Genomic DNA, 16,865 nt, shown 5'->3' with positions numbered 1-16,865 from the left:
TGAGCGGGCATGGAAAACCGGCTCAGGCGCAATTCGTGTGGAAGGTCCACACGAATTGCGCCTGAGCCGGTTCCCGGTGACCGTCCACATCCCTCGCCATCCCTCGCCATCCCCCGGCATCCCCCGCCATCCCGGCCGATGGCCGAGGGAGGCGGCCTCAGCCCGTGCCGCCGGCGTCCAGCGGATAGATGCGCAGCCAGTCGACCTCCATCCAGGCCTCTCCCGGGCTGCCATGGCCGGGGAACCAGTCCAGCTGCAGGCAGGCCGACATCGGGCTGCGGGTGGACAGGGGCGAGCGGAACCATTCCCGCCCGTCGAGGTAGCCGACGACCCCTCCCGGACCGTTCTCCACCGCGTAGGTGTGCCAGTCGGTCATGTCCACCTCGGAGTAGGACTGCTCCTCGCCCTGCGGGGTCTCGAGGTAGAAGTTCGCCCGCCACCTGCCGGGACGGTCCATGACCCCGAGGAAGTCGATCTCCTCGCCCGTGGCGCTGTCCACGCCTCCACCACCCCCGTCCGGCCACAGCAGGGCGATCGGATGGTAGGAGTCGGCTCCGTCGTACATGCGGACCCGGGTCTCCCAGCGCCCGTACGCCTGGCTGTGCCGGCTGCCCAGCCCCGCCGTGGTGCCGTCGGCGCGGCCGTACAGGTAGAGCGACCCGTTGCCCAGGAAGAGCTGGTCGGGGGATCGGCGGCCCTCGCCGCCGTGCCCGGCGGAGTCGTAGACCACCCAGTCGGCCGGATCGAGATGGTCGTCGAACTCCGCACACCAGACCGGGGCGCCCCAGCCGTGGGCTTCGGCGGCGCTGGAGGCACCGGTCGCGGTGGAGTCAAGCCCGCCGGAGCCCGTGGAGCCGGCCGCCGTCGGCTCCGACCCGCCGGAACCCACCGGGCCGGCCGGGAGCGGGCAGGAAACCGTGCCTCCCGCGACGGGGGCCACCTCCCCCCGGGCGACGGTGAGAGTGCTCACCGTCAGCGTGGCCACCACGCTGAGCACGGCCAGCCGTACGTGCGATCGGGAGATCATGAGGGCTGCCCCCAGGTCCTGGCGCAGAGCGCCGACGGGCTGAAGGTCCAGCAACCGTTCCTGGCCGGTGCCGGAGCCGCCGGGGCGGACCCGCTCGGTGCGAGGGCCGGGCGGCCGGGCGGCGGCGCGAAGGCCCATCGGGGCGTCGCCTGCCACTTGTCACCCGGCGGGACCGGCGGGAGTTCGAGGGTACGGCCGCGCCAGGGCGCGAGGCTCCAGCACAGAGCCTCCTGGGACCGGCAGAAGTCCGTGGAGGAGACGCGGGCCAGCGGCGGCAGCGGAAGGACGGCCCGCGCGGATGCGGGCGAGGACGGCAACGCCATGAGAGGCCGGAGGCCGTCCATCTCCTCGGCCGGCTTCTCGGCGGAGGCGTCGGAAACGAGGGTGGCGGACGGGCTGGGCGAGGGCCGTACCGTCTGCGCGGACGGCGCCGGTTTCGGGGAGGCCGGGCCGTGCGCCGTCGCGGTGGCGCGGGGCACGGAAGGAGTCGTCGCGCCGACGGTACGGCGCGGAGCGGGCCTGAACGTCTCGGACCTGGTCGTTTCCTTCGGCGGGACCGGCCCGGAGGTGGGCCGAGGAGCCGCCGGCCGGGTGGTCGCGGGTTCGGCGCCGGAGGTCGGCTTCGGCACGGGTCTGAACGTCTTCTTCGGCGGCGCCGGTTTCGCGGTCTTCTTCGGTCCGGTCGAGTGCGTGGGCTTGGTACCGGAGGTCGCGCTCGGCGTGGAGGAATGGTCGGGAGCGGGGTCGGGAGCGGGCCCGTCGGTCGCGGCGGGTGTCGGTGCCGGGGGATCGCTCCTGGCCGGTTCCGGTTCCGGTGTCGGATCGGCTTTGGGAAGTTTCGCCAGGTAAAGCTCGGGGGCGGGGTCCTTCGAGTGCGTGGAGGTCTGCTTGTTCTGGGGACGCTTGCGGGCCGGTGACCCCGACGTCCGCTCGGGCTTCTGCCCGGTCGTCCCTTCGGTTCTCTGTTCGGGCTTTCGCTCGGGCTTCCGTTCGGCCCTCTGTTCGGTTCTCTGTTCGGACCTCCGTTCGGGCTTTCGCTCGGGGGCCTCGTCGGCGCGTTTCTTCCCAGGGGTGCGGGGTTGAGGGGATTCCACCGGCTCTTCCTCCGGTGCTTCGACGACATCCGGCGCGGGTGTCTCCGCCTCGTCCCGGGGGCTCTGCGCGGGATCCTGGTCGTGGGGGCTCTGCGCCGAGTCGGAGGCCCCATCGGTGTCCGAGCCCTCCGAGGGCGCCGGCGCGTGCTCCTGCCTCGCCGGCGGAGGTTGTTCGGCCGCGGCGGGAGGGTCGGCCGCCGGCGCCATCGTCGATGCCGTGCCGGACCGGCCGGGATCCGCGGCGGCGGTCCAGGGACGGGCGATGATCGCGCCGGCCGTCGCGGACACCCCTGCCAGGAGGAGACCGGAGACCAAGGTGACGCGCCGTGACGGGCTGCGTGGGGGCATGGGGCTTCCCTCGATCTTATGGATTGGGGTCGGGGCCGGAGAGGGGCTTCCAGCCCGCGGCGGTGAACTCGGGGGTGCCGGGCAGAGCGACCTCGGGCACCGTGGCGGAGAGGGGATCGGGGACGTTGACCCAGTCTCCGCGGCCCGCACCGCGCATGTCGGGGTGCCAGGTCATGAGCAGGCTCATGGCGTACGGGCTGGAGTAGGTCGGGTCGGTGTCCTGGGCTCCCTTGGTCGCGGTCACCTGGACCAGGACGGAGACCTGGACCTGGTCCTTGGCGCGGGCCCGCCACTGAACCCCGATCGTCCTCGTCTGCATGGCCGCTCCGTCGGGAAGCTTTCCCACCTTGGGCAGGCCGATGGTCTCGCGCCATCCCGCGACGGCTGCGCGCGCGCCGGCGCGGGCCGCCTCCTGCTGCTCCGGCGGGGCGTACAGGGTCGCCGCCTGCTCTGCCTGATCGACGTCGAGTGTCCAGGCCGCCTCCAGCGCGGCGGCCGCCGCGGAGACCGCTCCCAGCTCGGTGTGGGCGAATCCGACGGGATAGCCGGCGTCACCCTTGTAGTCGGAGGGCGGGGCGAGCACGACGGTGCCGGCGGTGGTGTCCAGGGTCTGGACCGTCGAAGGGGGCGGATCGGGGCGCAGGAACTGCCAGACGCCGATCGCCACGAGGATGATCCCCACGATCGAGACGACCACGACGAGCATCCGCCGGGAGCGCCGCGGCGGGGGGCCCAGATCCCAGTCGAGCACCGGGTCCTCGGAGACCGGGCCCACTAGTGGCTCCGGTCGGGACGCAGGCCGAACGCCTGGCCCGCGGCGGCCGCCAGGCGTAGATACGCGCCCCGGGTGGTGGGTCGCAGGCGGACCAGGTCCACCTCCGCGCCCTCTTTGAGATGAGGGTCGTAGGGAACGCGGATCACGGTGCGGCAGCGGGCGCCGAAGTGACGCTCCAGCAGCTCCACATCCACATCCGACTTGGGCTCCACGGCGTTCAGCACGACGATGGCGTTCTTGACCAGGTCCGCGTGCCCATGGGCGGTGAGCCAGTCCAGTGTCGCCGCGGCCGAGCTGGCCCCGTCCACCGCGACCAGGCTGACCAGCACGATCTGGTCGGCCAGCTCCAGCGTCGCCCCCATGGCTCCGTGCAGCAGTCCCGTCCCGCAGTCGGTGATGCAGATCGAGTAGTAGCGCTCGATGAGCCCGGCGACCGTGCGGTAGTCCTCCGCGTTGAACGCCTCGCTCACCGCGGGATCGGTGTCGGAGGCGAGGACCTCCAGCCGCGCGCTCGACTGGGAGGTGAAGGCGCGCGCGTCGGCGTAGCGCACGATGTGGGGGGCTTCGGCGAGCAGCGTGCGGATGGTCGCGGCCGTCTCGGACTTCACCTTGATGCCGAGGGTTCCCCGGTCGGGGTTGGCGTCGATCGCGATGACCCGGTCTCCCCGCAGGGACGCCAGGGTGTTGCCCAGGGCGGCGGTCGTCGTGGTCTTGCCGACCCCGCCCTTGAGGCTCATGACCGCGATCCGGTGGTGCCCGCTCGCCACGGGGGTCTGCGCCTGGGCTATGAGCGTGCGGCGCTCGACCTCCGAGGCCGACTCGGCGGGGATGATCTTCCCGCCGGAGAGCTGCCAGACAAGGCGTCGCCACCCGCCGGTGGGCTCGGGTCGCCGGTTGATGAGCAGGTGTTCGGCGGTGAGCGGGACCGTCTCCTGGAACTGCTCCGCCGGGGCGGACGGCGAGGGCTGAATCTGGGGGGACGTCTCCGTCATGGCCAGGGTCCTTTCAGAGAACTTTCGCAGAGCAGGTGGGACGGCGCCGTCAGCAGGTGCGCCAGCGCACCGTCGTGGTGATCGAGTCGTTGGGGCCGTAGACGGTCAGGGGAGCGGTGACGGAGGAGGGGTTGCCGCACCAGTGGCGGATCCGCAGGGCTCGCAGGGTGATGACGTTCGTGCGGCCTTGCTGAAGAGTGCCGCTGGACGGGCTCACGGCCAATCCGGGGGCCGTGATCCGCCAGTCCAGGGAGTCTTCGGAGAGGGCGAGGACCAGGCTGCCCTGACCGAACTCGTCCAGCGTCACCACCGGCGGGATCCGTAGCCGTTCGGTCAGCCCGTTCTGGACGACGGGCGCGCCACCGCCGGTCGCGGCGGTCTGGGCGGTCGATGACCGCAGGGAACTCGACGGCCTCTCGGCCCCGATGGCGGGCCCGAGGAGGTTCATCCCGGCCAGGGTGCCCGTCGCACCCGCGACCACGATGATGACGATCTTGATGGTCGTGCTCCGTACCCGTTCGCCCGCCCACGCGAGCGCTTCCACGAACCGGACGCCCGGGCCGAACCGCACCCCCTCCGGGTCGCCGATCGTTTCGGCGTAGGCCTTGATCACCGACGCCTGCCGGTCGGCGGACCTGCCGCCGATGGCCGGGAGGTTGGGAATGGTGGCGGTCATGTCGTTCATGCCGGCGCCGACCTCACGCCCCCACGTCTGAGAGAGCAGCGCGTCGTAAAGCGGAGTGTCATGTCCGGATGCGGGTGGCGCGGACGACGTTGACGGCGTGGGTGGCGCTGATGGCGTGGGTGGCGCTGACGGTGTCGGCGACGGGAGAACCTGCCGGGCCGGGCGGGCGGGCGGGGGAGGAGAGGTGGAACGATCCGCGAGGACGGGGCGGTAGGGAAGTGTGGAGCGGTCCGAACGATCCGCTCGGTTCGGTCTCTGCGCGCTTCCCGTGCGCTCCGTACCGTCCTCCCTCTCCGCTCTCTCCGCCTTCTCCGTGCGGTCCGTGCGGTCCGTACGGTCCGGACGCTTCGAGCGTTCGGTGCGTTCGGCACGGTCCGGTCGCCCCATGCGATCGAGACGGTCCGACCGGCCCTGTCGGCCGGGACGATCGGATCCGTCGGGGCGCTCCGGCCGGTCGGAGCGGACGGGCCGATGCGAAGTGGAGCGGTCCGGTCGGACGGGGAGATAGGGCAGGGAGGAGCGGTCCGGGCGAGCGGGCCGTACGGCTCGCACCGGCTGGGTCTCCTCCTGCGACCTTGTCCGCGGCTCGGGCTCCCTCACCTCGGCGGGCGCGGTGACCGTCCGGGCGGCGGGCGGGTCGGCGGCGGGCGGAAGGGAGTCCAGGAGCCGCTGCTTCACCTCGGCGGGCAGCGGCGAGATCCGCGGATTGGAAAGCATCTGCGGGACCGTGTAGCGAATGTTGATCGGCCGCGTGCACGCGGAGCACTCGATCATGTGAGAGATCAGATCCGCCCGGGCGTCGTCGAACCCGGCGGAAGCGGACGTCCGTCGCCGGTCCGGCTCCGCGAGCTTCGGGGGCTCCGCGGGCTCGTCGAGATCCGCGAACCCGTCGGGGTAGAGGGCATCGACCAGCGGGGAGAGCTCCGGACAGGTGTGACGGCCGTGGGCGAGGGCGTCCAGCCCGCTCACGAGGGTTTCGATCAGGTCCTGCGTGCGGGTCGCGAGCCGGACGACCTCCTCCACGGGCATCGCCAGCATGTGGGAGAGATCGATGGTGGCCAGCTCGTGGCGGTACATCAGCCTGAGCGTCTCGGTGCCCAGCGGATCGACGATCGTCCAGACGCGCTCCATCAGCCGGACGTCCGGCATGCCCGGCCCGCCCTCCGGCGTGTACTGCTCCCGATAGCCGGGCGCGGCGCGGCAGTCACGCCGTAGCAGGGCCATCAGGCGCCCACGGGTCGTGATGCCCTTGGGCGCCTGATGGGCACGGCAGGCGGCCAGCACGGACGCGACCACCGCCGGCGCCCGGTCCGCAGCCAGGTGGTAGGCGGCGTAGTCCATCAGGTGCGCGCCGTGCTCGCCCACCCAGGCCGCCCCCTGGCCGGGACCGGGCGCGTCGCGCCCCGCACCGGGGGAGGTGCTCATGGGCCGGTGTACCCGGCTTCGTCCGGCTCGATTTGCCCGGTATCGGGCTGAACTGCCCGATCCTGATGACCCTGTCGGCTGTCAGGCTGAACCGCCTGCTCCGGCTGAATCCGCCCGCTGTCCGGCTGGACCACTTGGCCCGGTCCGCTCTGGCCGCTGTCCGGCTGGACGGCCTGCCGCTCGGGGGATCGGCCGGTGCCGGGCGGGTTTCCCCGGTCCGGCTCGACCTGGCCGGGGCCGGTCTGGGCCGGCGGCAGGGTGGAGGGGTTCGTCACCACGAGTTCGAGGTTCCGCTCGGGCAGCCCGGTGAACTTGGTCCAGTTGCTGACCTGGCCGGGCGCCGGGTCGGCGTAGAGCCAGCGGATGAAGGCGGGCCACTGGCACGAGTCGAGGGGGATGGCCGGGCTGCCGCTCTGGGGCTCCTGCTTCGGAAGTTCGTCGGCCGAGTAGTTACGGCACGGAGGAGTGCCGGGCGGGGCGATGTTGAGATCCCACACGCCGTTCTCGTCCGTGTAGCGCATGTTCTTGTCCAGGCCCAGGGCCTCCTGCGCCCGCCGGAGGAGCTCCGGATCCCGGAAGATGGGCAGTGAGTCACCGGCCTGACCGTCCGGAAGGGGCGGCGTGGCGGGCTGCAGCACGGTTCCGTCGGGAGCCTGGGACGGGTTCTGGGCCGTGTCCGGGGTGGGTGTGGGGAGCTGACCGGTGTCCGGGTCGGGTGTGGGGAGTCGCCGGGTGTCCGGGGTGGGCGTGGGGAGTTGTCCGGTGTCCGGGGTGGGCGTGGGAAGTTGCCGGGTGTCGGGGGACGGTCCCGTCGACGGACGGTTCTGCCGGGCCGACGGGCTGGGCCTGGCGGGATCCGACGGCTGGCCCGGCCGGTGAGGGCGTGCGGTGGGGGTTCCGGGACGATGGTGGCGTCCGTGCCCGCGCGGAGGTCTGGGCGTCGCCGTGGGCTCGGCCGGTCTCGCGGTGCCCGAAGGCGCCGGCTCCCCGGACGCGATGGGCTTGGGGGTGGCCGAAGGCTGGATGGGCTTGGTGGTCGGCTCCTTCTCCGGACCCTTGACCTCGACCTGCTTGGCCTGCTTGGCGGGATAGTCGACCAGGCTGCCGCTCTCCGAGATGTCACCGGCGATCTTCTTGGTCGGCGCAGGAGGGGGTGGAGCCGCGGGGTGGGCGGGTTTCGCCGGGGGCTGCGCCGCAGCCGTATGGACGGGAGCCGGTGGTGGCTGCGCCGGCGGGTTGCGACGCGGATTCGCGACGGGCTGCACCGCCTTCGAGCTCTTGGGCTCCGGAGCCGAGGACGCCTTCTTGGGCGGTGCCTCGGCCGTGCTCCTGGGATTGCCGGGGCGCTGCAGGGGAGCGAGGGCGGCAGCGGCGGCGGCCAGCACGGGAAGGGCGACGCAGCCTTCTCCTCCGCCGCCCACCGCGTGCCCGTCGGCGGTGGTGGTCAGGCAGACCCGTGTGTCCTTGGAACGGTTCTTGGTGATCGTGCTGCCCTCGTCCGCCCCGGAGAGCGGAACGGCGGGGTCGCCGGCGGCCGAGCCGCCGGACTTCCATACGCGCGCGTCCTCGTCCAGACGGTATGTGCCCGCCGCAAGGCGCAGCACCTGCCCCTCGACGGGCTGCGAACGAGCGGCGATGACGGTTCCCAGCCCGGCGCCGGCCCCGAACACGCCGATCGCAACGCTCGCGGTGATTATCGTCGCGCGCGAGGGCTTACGTGAGGGTGTCACCATGGATGTTCCTCTTCTTTCAGGGGGGTGTCAGTCGCCGTGGCTCTCCAGGACGTCGCTCCACTCGCCCAGCACGCGTACGGGCTCGGTGGAACCGGCGGGAGGGACATGGGCTACGTACATGCGTCCGTAGGTCGCGCTCACCGAGTGGGTGAAGGACCTGTTGGCGGTGCGAACGGCGGCCGAGCCCTTCAGGGTGACCTTCGCTCCCACACGCTGCGCCTTACGTGTGTCGACGGAGCGGGCCGCATACCAGATCAGGGCTCCCCCGTCGGTGGTCCGCAGCGCCCGCACCGGGCCCTCGGGCAGGTATGACAGCTTGAGCGTCCACCCGGCGTCCTCCAGCTGGGCGCGCTCCTGCTGCCAGAACAGCACGGCGTCGCTCGTCCACGGCCCCTCGGCGAACATCGGGTCGAGCTCGGCGCCCTGCATGCTCGCCAGGTGGGCGCGGGCGATCTGGCGCGGAGTCGCGAGCAGTCCGGGAGCGTTCTCGGGCAGGCTCGTGGCCAAGCCGTCGGAGTCGACCGCGATCTTCGGGAACCGGGCGGGAGTCGCTCGGGTGTCGGCCGCGGACGCCACCAGCCGCCATCCGGCGGAGGTGGAGCTCATCACGTCGATGATCCGGGCGACCCCGGGTTCGTAGGAGACCGCCACGAACCAGTCGGGGCTGCCTTCGACATGGCGGGGAATCCATACCTTCGGGTTGGGCCATATCCCCGATGCCACCGACGAGCCTTCCAGGCGGGCGGTCTTGAAGCTCGACCGTGTCATCTCCAGCGCGAGCCCGTGTTCCAGCCTTCCCATCGCCACCTGGTCCAGCGCCGCCTGTGCCTTCGACAGGTCGCGCTGGTAGCGGCCATGGATGCGGTACACGTCTTTGACGGAGAGCCGGGAAGAGCCGGCCTCTGCCGGTGGAGGGGAGCCGGTCCTGGCCGCCTGGGGCAGCTCGGCACGGGCCGAGGAGACGACGGACGGCGGGGCCGTGACCCTGGCCCGCACCTCCTCCCTGGCCTCCCTGGGGACGGACCTGGGCTCGGCGGACGGGCCTGCCGTCCCCTTTCCGCCCGATGCCGGGGCGGAGGGCGCCGGGGTGCTCTCGCCGTCCGGCGCCGTGGGGGCCGGCACACCCTTTCCGCCAGGTGCGGAGGGGGTCGGTGTGCCCCTGTCGCCCGGTGCGGACGTGGCCGGGGTCGGCGGCGGGGGAACCGCGGCCTCCCAGCCTGATCCGGAGGGCCGGGGAGTCGGGTTGGCGACCAGGGCCTGCGAGTCGGTGGGGTTTCTCGTGGTGATCCAGATCCCCGCTCCAACGAAGATCGATAAAACCGCCCCGGACAGAATGACCTTCCGCCAATCGAATGCGGCGAGTCGCTCGGGATGCCAGTCTGGCGAGTGCTCCGATTCATACCCCGCGGAAGCATCACCGCGGCCAGAGGGCCCAGCCTGCCTGTCTGGGAAATCTGATGCGCGCCATGACATAGGTCCAAATATTAGACTGACCGTGATCTATTGGGAAGGTAAAGGGGTCGAGTAACCAGCAGTTATGGCTATTGGTTTATAAATAACACCTAACCCTCGATAGGGTCCGTCCGAAACCCGTGCCGCGGTGACCTGCGATTGCCTGGCCAGCAGGCCTTATCGTGACTTCTCCAGAGATTTGTGGCTATCCGCTGGTTTCGACCGCTCGTTCGGTTTTCTGGTCGATCTGATATTTCCCTGACGTGGGGCCGCCGTTCGCCCGCCGTTGATTTCTCCGTTCCCGGCTGTCCACCGGAGATGCCAACGATCATGGAATCGTTTTCACGATCGGATTGTCGTGCCACTCCTGTCGCACTCGATATGAATGGCCTTCATATATTCGCGAGAGAATCAGGTTTCGATCACCCGGATGTCGGGCAAGCGGCCGGATCCGGGATCCGGAATCGTCGCCCGACACGACGGAGGCCCCGGCCGGTCGCGCGAGAGCGCTTCCGGTCCGGGGCCTCCGGTGTCCGCCGATCGAGGTCCCGCCTCGCGGGTCACCCGTGGTGGGCGGGAGCCTCCTAGCGGAGACCGCGCCTGCCGTAGGCGCTCACCGTGATGATCACGCCGACCGCGGCGAGACCGATCTGCATGAGCAGTTCGATCCAGTCGATGCCCTTGGTCGAGGCCACTCCCAGCGCTCCGGCGATGGCGGTGCCGATGAGTGCGGCGACGATACCGATCACGATGGTGAGCCAGATCGGAATGTTCTGCTTGCCCGGGACCACCAGACGGCCCAGGGCCCCGATGATGGCTCCGATGACGATGGCGGTGATGATTCCGGTGACCGTCATTTTTTACGCTCCCTGTAGGTCGGCTGACAGACGAGTGCCCGAGGAAAGGGTGCTGACACGTCACAGATCGGTTGCGAACGGCTCGGCTCGCGAGGTTCCTCCGAAGAGGGCGTCCGGAGGTGCTCATGACAGGCATCGCCTCCGGACCCCATAATTCATACTAAACAGGTTGGTTATGTCCGGTATGGTGGATCGGGGATGGATCCGCAGTGCGGCCGCCGCGGGTGAATCGGGCGGCAGCGCAAGGAGGAGGCGTCTTTCATGTGCGCTACCACGCAGCTTCAAGGCTTCCTGGACAGGCTGGGCTGGTCGCCCGAACGGCTCGCGCGAGAGATCAATCACATCCGCGGCAACGAGGGCGTCAGCCCGAAGGCGCCCTATCACTGGCTGAGAGGGGCCTATCCGCGGCGCGACATACCGCACGCCGTGGCCGAGGTCCTGTCCGAACGCCTCGGCGAGCCGATCGACGTCGGCATGATCTGGCCCGGCCGTTCCATGCCCGGCCTCGGCTCCCGGCCGCTCGCGCCCACCGCCGCCGTTGCGGATGTTTCGCCGGACCACTCCGGCCTCACACCGTTGATCAAGGACTCCTGCGATTCGATCCTGCTGGCCAGGCGCGTTTCCATCACCAACATGGACGAGGCCGCCCTGGAGCGGGTGAGCAACGAGCTCACGGCGATCTCGGTGTCGTATTTTCACGTGCCGCCGAGTTCGCTCGTCCACCGGGCGATTCTCCTGCGTGACCGCATATCGACCTCGCTCGCGGGACCCCAGCGGCCGTCACAGAAGAGGAAACTGCTCTCGCTCGGCGCCAAGTGCTGTGCGCTGCTCGCCTGGATGGCCGACGATCTCGGGGACCCACGGGCCGCCCAGAACCACTCCTCGGCGGCGTGGGAGCTGGCGGAGCTGGCCGATCATCACGAGGCGCGGCGCTGGGTCCGTCTCACACAGGCCAGGCAGGCCTTCTGGATGGGCGACTTCATGGAGGCCGCCCAGCGCACCACCGAAGCGCTGGCGTACACCTCCGATGACGGCCTCGACGACTTCCTCACGCTCCTGCGGGCCCGATCGTGGGCCGCCATCGGCCTGGAGAAGGAAGCGCACCAGGCGATATCCGGGTGGATGGAGACACGGCGCGACGACCTGCCGAAGGACGACGGCCTCTTCGTGCTGCGAAAGGACAGGCAGTCCTATCTCGTCGGCGCGACCTACCTCGCACTGGACCAGCCGGACCGGGCGCTGCGGGAGTTCCGCCACTTCTTCGACCACTTCGCAGCGCTCGCGCCGAACCAGCGTTTCTACGGCGTCGAGGCCCTCGCCCGAATAGACGCGCTCCGCGCCCATTTACGGTGCCAAGAGGTCGATGAGGCGGCCGGGGCGATCGAGCCCGTCTTCGGTATGAAGCCCGACAAGCTCATCAACATGACTCGCGTCGCGTTGAGGGAGGCCCTCGGCGAGCTCGGCCGGCACGCGGAGGCGGACGCGAGCGTCCGAAACCTGACGAACCGGGTGGAGAGGTTTCTGTCCGGCATCCCCGCGACGCGCTCACGGACGCTCTGATCAGCCGATCGCCCCTGTGACCGGGGTGAACAGCCGGGTGCGGTCACCGGGAAGGTCATCGCCACGGACCATGACCGTCGTGTCGTCCCCTTCCCGCAGGCCGTGCTCTTCGAGCCAGGCCCGCAGCTTCGGCCGGTGGCCGTCGAGGTCGATCCGTACCGGGCCCTCGACGGCGGGGGCCAGACCGGACAGCAGGGCCGCCGCGACATCGGGGCTCTCGGCGACCAGCGGCCCGATGACCGCGCTGTCCACGCCACGCCACAGGCCCGCGAACCCCCGGACGCCCGCCGGCCCCTCGACCAGGCGGATCTGCTCGGCGGCGGAGAACAGGTAGGTCATCAGCCCGGTACGGTCGGCACCGAAGACCTCGGTGTCGAGGGCGATGATCCCCGGCAGGTCGGTCCGGTCCGCCTTCCGGGATCGATGTCCCGGAAGGTCGTCCGGGCGTAGGCGCCCGGCGTACCGGGTGCACGTGCCGGTCGTCCGGTAACCGAGACCCGCGTACATCCGCCGGCCGTACTCGGTGGCGGTCAGCCAGATGCTCGGGGTCCCGGCACGTTCCGTCGCGTGCCTCATCAGCCGCTCACCGAGGCCGCGGCGGCCGTGTCGGCGCGCGACCAGCAGGCCGCCGACCGTGGTGAGCGTGTCGCCGTGGCGGGCCAGCGCCACCGTCGCGGCCAGCCCGCCGGCGGGGTCGTCGATCCCGTACACCTCGCCGAGCGCGAACAGCAGATCCCACGCCCGGTACTCGGCCGGCCAGCCGCGGTCCTGCGCCAGCCGGAGGCAGCCGGCGAAGTCCTCGTAGCCGAGCCGACGGACCGCCTCCTCCGGAGCCGTCACGGCACGCGGCCCACGACCGATGCCACCACGCCGAACCACTCGGCCAGATGAGGGCCGTCCTCGGACAGCAGGAACCGTTCGAGCTCCTCCGTGGTGACGTAGCCCTTCTGCACGAGAGTCGGCCCCGCCTGCTGGATCGTCGGGCGGATCCACCGGTGGAACTGCTCGCCCCATCCTTCCCATCCCGCGAGTGACGGCGCCAGCCGCACACTGACGTCCGTCAAGCCCAGCCGGGCGACGAGCCCGGGCAGGCGCCGGGTCCAGCGCATGTCGCCGCCTTGCGCGTTCATCTGCTCGACGATCGCCTGCAGGACCCTGCCCCATTCCGGATGGGCCGTGTCGTCGGAAGGGAACCAGTAGCCGTCCACGACGACCAGCCATCCTCCCGGCGCCAGCCATCGAGCCAGCCGGGCCAGCACCTCCTCGCGCTCGGGCAGGTGCTTGAGCACGGAGCGGGTGTGGATGAGGTCGAAGGAGCCGGCGGGGAAATCCTCCTCGCGTACGTCGAAGGTGCGCACCGTCAGGTTCGGCGCGCGCTCCGCGTCGAGGTAGCGGGGGTCGATGTCGGCCGACACCACGCTTCCTCCCGGATGGCGGTCCGCGAGCCAGTAGGACATGGAACCCGCTCCCGAGGCCATGTCCAGGCAGCGTGGGGCGGAACCGAGGGGAAGCTTCTCGATGGCCGCGATGCTCAACGGGTCCAGGGCGTTCTCCAGCAACCGGAGCCGCCGCAGTTCGGTGGGGATGTCCTTGCTCAGGACGCCCACCCCATAGGGATCGTGTCTCATGTCAACCCTTCCGTGCCGTGAGCCTGTGCCGTGAGTCCGTGCCGTGAGTCCGTGCCGTGAGAGGTGAAACGGTGGTCGTTTGCGGTGACGATCGAATTCGGCCGTGTGGCCGGTACTCCAGGGCGGTGATCCCCCAGCTGAAGCCCATGGCGCTGGTGGCGAGCAGGATCAGGTCGCCGGGCCGCAGCCGGTGCTCGTCCATCAGCCCGCGAAGCGCGATCATGGTGTCGGCCCCGCCCATGTGCCCCAGCCGGTCGTAGTTGAAGACGCTCCGCTCGGCGGGAATGCCGATCTCCCGCAGGAGACGCTCGTGCATGGATCTGTCCCCCTGATTGATCAGGAAGTGGGTCACATCCGAGATGCCCTTGCCGAGGGACTCCAGCGTTTCGCCGATGAGCGAGGTGAAGTTGTCCACGTAGGCCGCGGCGAGTCCCCTGCGATGCCCGCCGCGGCGGATCACCACCCGGTCCGGCCGATGCTCGCCAAGGTAGTAGTCCGACCAGCTCGGATCGGTCCGCATGGCCGAGTGCAGCACCTCGAACGTGTAGTCGTCGCGCGCCAGGAGCACCGCCGCGGCGGCGTCTCCCAGATTGAACAGCGCCTTCGCGGCGGGATCGCCGTGGTCGACCATCCTGCCCAGGCGATCGCCGACGAGCACCAGCGCATATTCGGTACGGCCCGCCGCGATCCCGTCCAGCCCGGTCCGGACCGCCGTCATGCCGGCGTTGCAGAAGTTCGCTATCTCGAAGCAGTGGGCGTGTTCGATGCCGAGCTCGGAGGCCACCTTGGCCGCCGGCGACCAGAACGGGACGTCCCACTCGCCGGAGCCCGCGAATATCACCTGCCCGATGACGGCGGGCTCCACCTGCTCGCGCTTCAGGACCGCCCTGGCGGCTTCGAGTGTCAGCTCCCACGACTGCTCGTCCGGGCCGAGGATCGGGAAGCTCTCGGAATGAGTGATCTCCAGAATGTCGGGGATCGGGACGCCCGACACGGTGGACATCTGCTGCGCGCTGATGCGCGAAGCCGGAAAGGCGACGTCGAGGTCGGCTATCCCGCCCATGGCTACCGGGCTTCGATGCTGACGCGGTGCACGGTCCGCGCCACGCCGGGCTCGACGTCGGTCGCCGCGTGCAGGGTCGTCGCCGTCTTCCACACCACGAGGTCCCTGGGGGTCCAGCGGTGGGTGTAGACGTGTTCCGGATCCTGGATGAGGCTGTCGAGCAGGGCGAAGAAGGCCTCGTTCTCGTTGGCGTCGAAGCCCTCGACCGAGTCCAGGTACTCCGGGGCGCCGTAGAGGTAGGTCTTGCCGCTGAAGGGATCCTGCCGCACCAGCGGGTGCCGGACCTTCGGGTGGTGTTCCTCGATCCAGGCCTTGTACTCGGCCGTCGACAGGCCCACGTGCTCGCCGCGGATGCGCAGGCGCTTGGCCACGGTGTGCCAGGCCTTACGATCGTCGATCTTCTTCTTCCAGTCGTCGGGCAGGCGGTCGTAGACGTCGGTGGCACTGGCGAACAGGGTGTGGCCGCTGGTCTGCGGCACGTTCACCCCGTGCAGCATCGTGTACTCCGCCGGTTCGGCCACGAAGGACGAGTCCTGGTGCCAGAAGTTGCCGACCCGGGCCACGCCGATGGGCTTGGCCTCCCGCACCTCGTTGGAGGAGATCATGATTTCCGGCAGCTCCGGGAACCGGTACTGCTCCAGCACGAAGGGGATCGGCCTGCCGATCCGGGCCGCCAGGTCCACCTGCTGCCGGGGTGTCACGTCGATTCCCCGGATGATCACCAGTTCCCGCTCGTGGAGAGCGGTGACCAGCTCATCGAAGACGTCGTCCTTATGGAGGTCCTCATAGGTGACGCCGGTCAGTTCCGTGCCGATGAAGGGGGTGAGCTCGATCTTGTCCACTGCCGTCTCCTGATTCACACGAGAGTGAGGCACTCTTTGAGGGCGTACGCGAAGTAGGCGATCTGTTCGGCTGTCCGGTGCGGGGCGACGGTGACGCGTAGCCGCTCCGTGCCGAGGGGGACCGACGGGAAGTTGATCGGCTGGACGTAGACGCGGTGCTTGTCCAGCAGGAGGTCGGCCACCTCCCGGACACGGTCGCTTCCGGGCACCATCACCGGAATGATGTGGTGCTCTCCGTCGATGAACGGGATGTCCGCCGCCCGCAGGGCGGCTTTCATGCGCAGCGAGTTGTCGGTCAGCGCCCGGCGAAGGTCGGTGCCGCGCCGTACGAGCTCCAGCCCCTTGAGCGTGGCGTCCATGCACGCCTGCGGCAGCGAGGTGGTGAAGATGAAGCCGGGCGAGTAGGAGCGCACGTAGTCCAGGGCCGCGTCGGGGCCCGCGACGTATCCGCCGACGGTTCCCAGGGCCTTGCCGAAGACGCCCTGGACGAAAGTCGGCCGGGTCTCGCCGATCTCCTCGCAGATCCCCGCGCCGGTCGGGCCCTTGACGCCGATGGCGTGGGTCTCGTCGAGGTAGGTCAGGGCGTTGTACCTGTCCGCCAGGTCGCATATCTCGCTGATCGGGGAGGTGTCGGCGTCCATCGAGTACACCGACTCGAACACGATCATCTTGGGTCGCGACTCGTCGTACTCGGCCAGGCAGCGTTCCACGGACGCTACGTCATTATGTTGAAATATCCGTTTTTCGCAGTTCGCTCGGCGGATTCCCTCGATAAGGGAGCGGTGATTGTTCTCGTCCGAGAGGACCACCATGTCCGGGACCGCCGACAACAGCACGCTGAGCGTCTCGAAGTTCGCCACGTAGCCGCTGGAGAATATGAGCGCGCGCTCCTTCCCGTGCCAGACGGCCAGCTCGGATTCCAGTTCGACGTGTGTGGTGCTCGTACCGCCGATGTTGCGCGACCCGCCCATGCTGGTGCCATGTCGTCCGGTCGACTCGATCTGCGCCCGGATGAGCTCCGGATGCTGGCTCAGACCGAGATAGTCGTTGCTGCACCACACCTGGATCTCATTTCCCACGCGCAGCGTCTGCCCAGGGCTGGCGGCCATGTGCGCGGTGGGGAAATAGCTCCGGTAAAGCCCGCTGCTCTTCAGCTCTCGCAGCTTTTTCTCGAAGGTCTCGAAGACGTCGGATCGGGTGGAGACATCGGTGAGCATACGTGTCCTTCGCTGATCGTCCTTCGCCCGCACCGCGGTGGTGTTCCGTCATCGCGGCGATCGGCGAACGTTTTCGGAATCGGGCTCGCTGTGGCTGGCGAACGCATGTGACCGGACAGCGTTGGAATCACGTCCTGGTCCTCAGGACGGATGATCTGCGAGACGGG

General features: G+C 69.9%; 14 protein-coding genes. 2 read left to right on the top strand and 12 right to left on the bottom strand.

The features are described from left to right. Positions 1-157 precede the first annotated feature (157 nt). Positions 158-1,183, bottom strand: coding sequence for a glycoside hydrolase family 16 protein (locus tag ACQPYK_RS47645; protein WP_433247788.1), 1,026 nt, complete (start codon positions 1,181-1,183; stop codon positions 158-160). Between the two features lie 165 nt (positions 1,184-1,348). On the opposite strand from ACQPYK_RS47645, the gene ACQPYK_RS47640 reads away from it, so the two are divergent. Then, on the top strand, positions 1,349-1,876 hold the full coding sequence (locus ACQPYK_RS47640; protein ID WP_433247785.1) for a hypothetical protein: 528 nt from the start codon (positions 1,349-1,351) through the stop codon (positions 1,874-1,876). A 609-nt stretch (positions 1,877-2,485) separates the two neighbouring features. On the opposite strand, the gene ACQPYK_RS47635 is transcribed toward ACQPYK_RS47640, so the two are convergent. The 6 genes from ACQPYK_RS47635 to ACQPYK_RS47610 form a co-directional block, all read right to left on the bottom strand. Next, complete coding sequence (locus ACQPYK_RS47635; RefSeq protein WP_433247782.1) at positions 2,486-3,244, bottom strand: hypothetical protein; 759 nt, start codon at positions 3,242-3,244, stop codon at positions 2,486-2,488. Then, positions 3,244-4,236: a MinD/ParA family ATP-binding protein gene (locus ACQPYK_RS47630; RefSeq protein ID WP_433247779.1), complete on the bottom strand. Its 993-nt coding sequence runs from the start codon at positions 4,234-4,236 to the stop codon at positions 3,244-3,246. The genes ACQPYK_RS47635 and ACQPYK_RS47630 overlap by 1 nt, the downstream gene beginning before the upstream one ends. A gap of 49 nt (positions 4,237-4,285) precedes the next feature. Continuing rightward, complete coding sequence (locus ACQPYK_RS47625; RefSeq protein WP_433247776.1) at positions 4,286-6,346, bottom strand: hypothetical protein; 2,061 nt, start codon at positions 6,344-6,346, stop codon at positions 4,286-4,288. Then, a complete protein-coding gene (locus ACQPYK_RS47620) occupies positions 6,343-8,079 on the bottom strand; it encodes a hypothetical protein (RefSeq protein WP_433247773.1) in 1,737 nt (578 codons plus the stop codon). The genes ACQPYK_RS47625 and ACQPYK_RS47620 overlap by 4 nt, the downstream gene beginning before the upstream one ends. 27 nt (positions 8,080-8,106) lie before the next feature. Then, positions 8,107-9,201 carry a hypothetical protein gene (locus ACQPYK_RS47615; protein ID WP_433247770.1) on the bottom strand — a complete coding sequence of 365 codons (1,095 nt, stop codon included), beginning with the start codon at positions 9,199-9,201 and terminating at the stop codon, positions 8,107-8,109. A 914-nt stretch (positions 9,202-10,115) separates the two neighbouring features. Then, positions 10,116-10,388 carry a GlsB/YeaQ/YmgE family stress response membrane protein gene (locus tag ACQPYK_RS47610; protein ID WP_433247767.1) on the bottom strand — a complete coding sequence of 91 codons (273 nt, stop codon included), beginning with the start codon at positions 10,386-10,388 and terminating at the stop codon, positions 10,116-10,118. Between the two features lie 261 nt (positions 10,389-10,649). On the opposite strand from ACQPYK_RS47610, the gene ACQPYK_RS47605 reads away from it, so the two are divergent. Further along, complete coding sequence (locus tag ACQPYK_RS47605) at positions 10,650-11,948, top strand: hypothetical protein (RefSeq protein WP_433247764.1); 1,299 nt, start codon at positions 10,650-10,652, stop codon at positions 11,946-11,948. Here ACQPYK_RS47605 and ACQPYK_RS47600 read toward each other — a convergent pair whose 3' ends face one another. The 5 genes from ACQPYK_RS47600 to hemA are packed head-to-tail and all read right to left on the bottom strand — an operon-like array spanning position 11,949 to position 16,698. Beyond that, a complete protein-coding gene (locus tag ACQPYK_RS47600) occupies positions 11,949-12,788 on the bottom strand; it encodes a GNAT family N-acetyltransferase (RefSeq protein ID WP_433247761.1) in 840 nt (279 codons plus the stop codon). It lies immediately after the preceding gene. Then, positions 12,785-13,576 (bottom strand): class I SAM-dependent methyltransferase, encoded by a 792-nt coding sequence (locus ACQPYK_RS47595; protein ID WP_433247758.1) that lies wholly within the window; start codon positions 13,574-13,576, stop codon positions 12,785-12,787. Before ACQPYK_RS47595 ends, ACQPYK_RS47600 begins: the two co-directional genes overlap by 4 nt. A gap of 1 nt (position 13,577) precedes the next feature. Beyond that, on the bottom strand, positions 13,578-14,639 hold the full coding sequence (locus ACQPYK_RS47590; RefSeq protein WP_433247755.1) for a 3-oxoacyl-ACP synthase III family protein: 1,062 nt from the start codon (positions 14,637-14,639) through the stop codon (positions 13,578-13,580). A 2-nt stretch (positions 14,640-14,641) separates the two neighbouring features. Further along, on the bottom strand, positions 14,642-15,481 hold the full coding sequence (locus ACQPYK_RS47585) for a TauD/TfdA dioxygenase family protein (RefSeq protein ID WP_433247753.1): 840 nt from the start codon (positions 15,479-15,481) through the stop codon (positions 14,642-14,644). 14 nt (positions 15,482-15,495) lie between these two features. Beyond that, positions 15,496-16,698 carry a 5-aminolevulinate synthase gene (hemA, locus tag ACQPYK_RS47580; protein WP_433247750.1) on the bottom strand — a complete coding sequence of 401 codons (1,203 nt, stop codon included), beginning with the start codon at positions 16,696-16,698 and terminating at the stop codon, positions 15,496-15,498. Between the last annotated feature and the right edge of the window lie 167 nt (positions 16,699-16,865).

Source organism: Streptosporangium sp. CA-135522 (assembly GCF_050949235.1).
Taxonomy (GTDB): domain Bacteria; phylum Actinomycetota; class Actinomycetes; order Streptosporangiales; family Streptosporangiaceae; genus Streptosporangium.
Note: the sequence above shows the minus strand (reverse complement) of the source record. Positions and strands in the feature narration are given on the sequence as shown.

What these genes read in the sequence shown, in the direction of transcription:
- ACQPYK_RS47625 (WP_433247776.1), bottom strand. Translation starts at nt 6,346, where the DNA reads ATGAGCACCTCCCCCGGTGCGGGGCGCGACGCGCCCGGTCCCGGCCAG.
- ACQPYK_RS47595 (WP_433247758.1), bottom strand. Translation starts at nt 13,576, where the DNA reads ATGAGACACGATCCCTATGGGGTGGGCGTCCTGAGCAAGGACATCCCC.
- ACQPYK_RS47590 (WP_433247755.1), bottom strand. Translation starts at nt 14,639, where the DNA reads ATGGGCGGGATAGCCGACCTCGACGTCGCCTTTCCGGCTTCGCGCATC.
- ACQPYK_RS47605 (WP_433247764.1), top strand. Translation starts at nt 10,650, where the DNA reads ATGTGCGCTACCACGCAGCTTCAAGGCTTCCTGGACAGGCTGGGCTGG.
- hemA (WP_433247750.1), bottom strand. Translation starts at nt 16,698, where the DNA reads ATGCTCACCGATGTCTCCACCCGATCCGACGTCTTCGAGACCTTCGAG.
- ACQPYK_RS47610 (WP_433247767.1), bottom strand. Translation starts at nt 10,388, where the DNA reads ATGACGGTCACCGGAATCATCACCGCCATCGTCATCGGAGCCATCATC.
- ACQPYK_RS47630 (WP_433247779.1), bottom strand. Translation starts at nt 4,236, where the DNA reads ATGACGGAGACGTCCCCCCAGATTCAGCCCTCGCCGTCCGCCCCGGCG.
- ACQPYK_RS47620 (WP_433247773.1), bottom strand. Translation starts at nt 8,079, where the DNA reads ATGGTGACACCCTCACGTAAGCCCTCGCGCGCGACGATAATCACCGCG.
- ACQPYK_RS47640 (WP_433247785.1), top strand. Translation starts at nt 1,349, where the DNA reads ATGAGAGGCCGGAGGCCGTCCATCTCCTCGGCCGGCTTCTCGGCGGAG.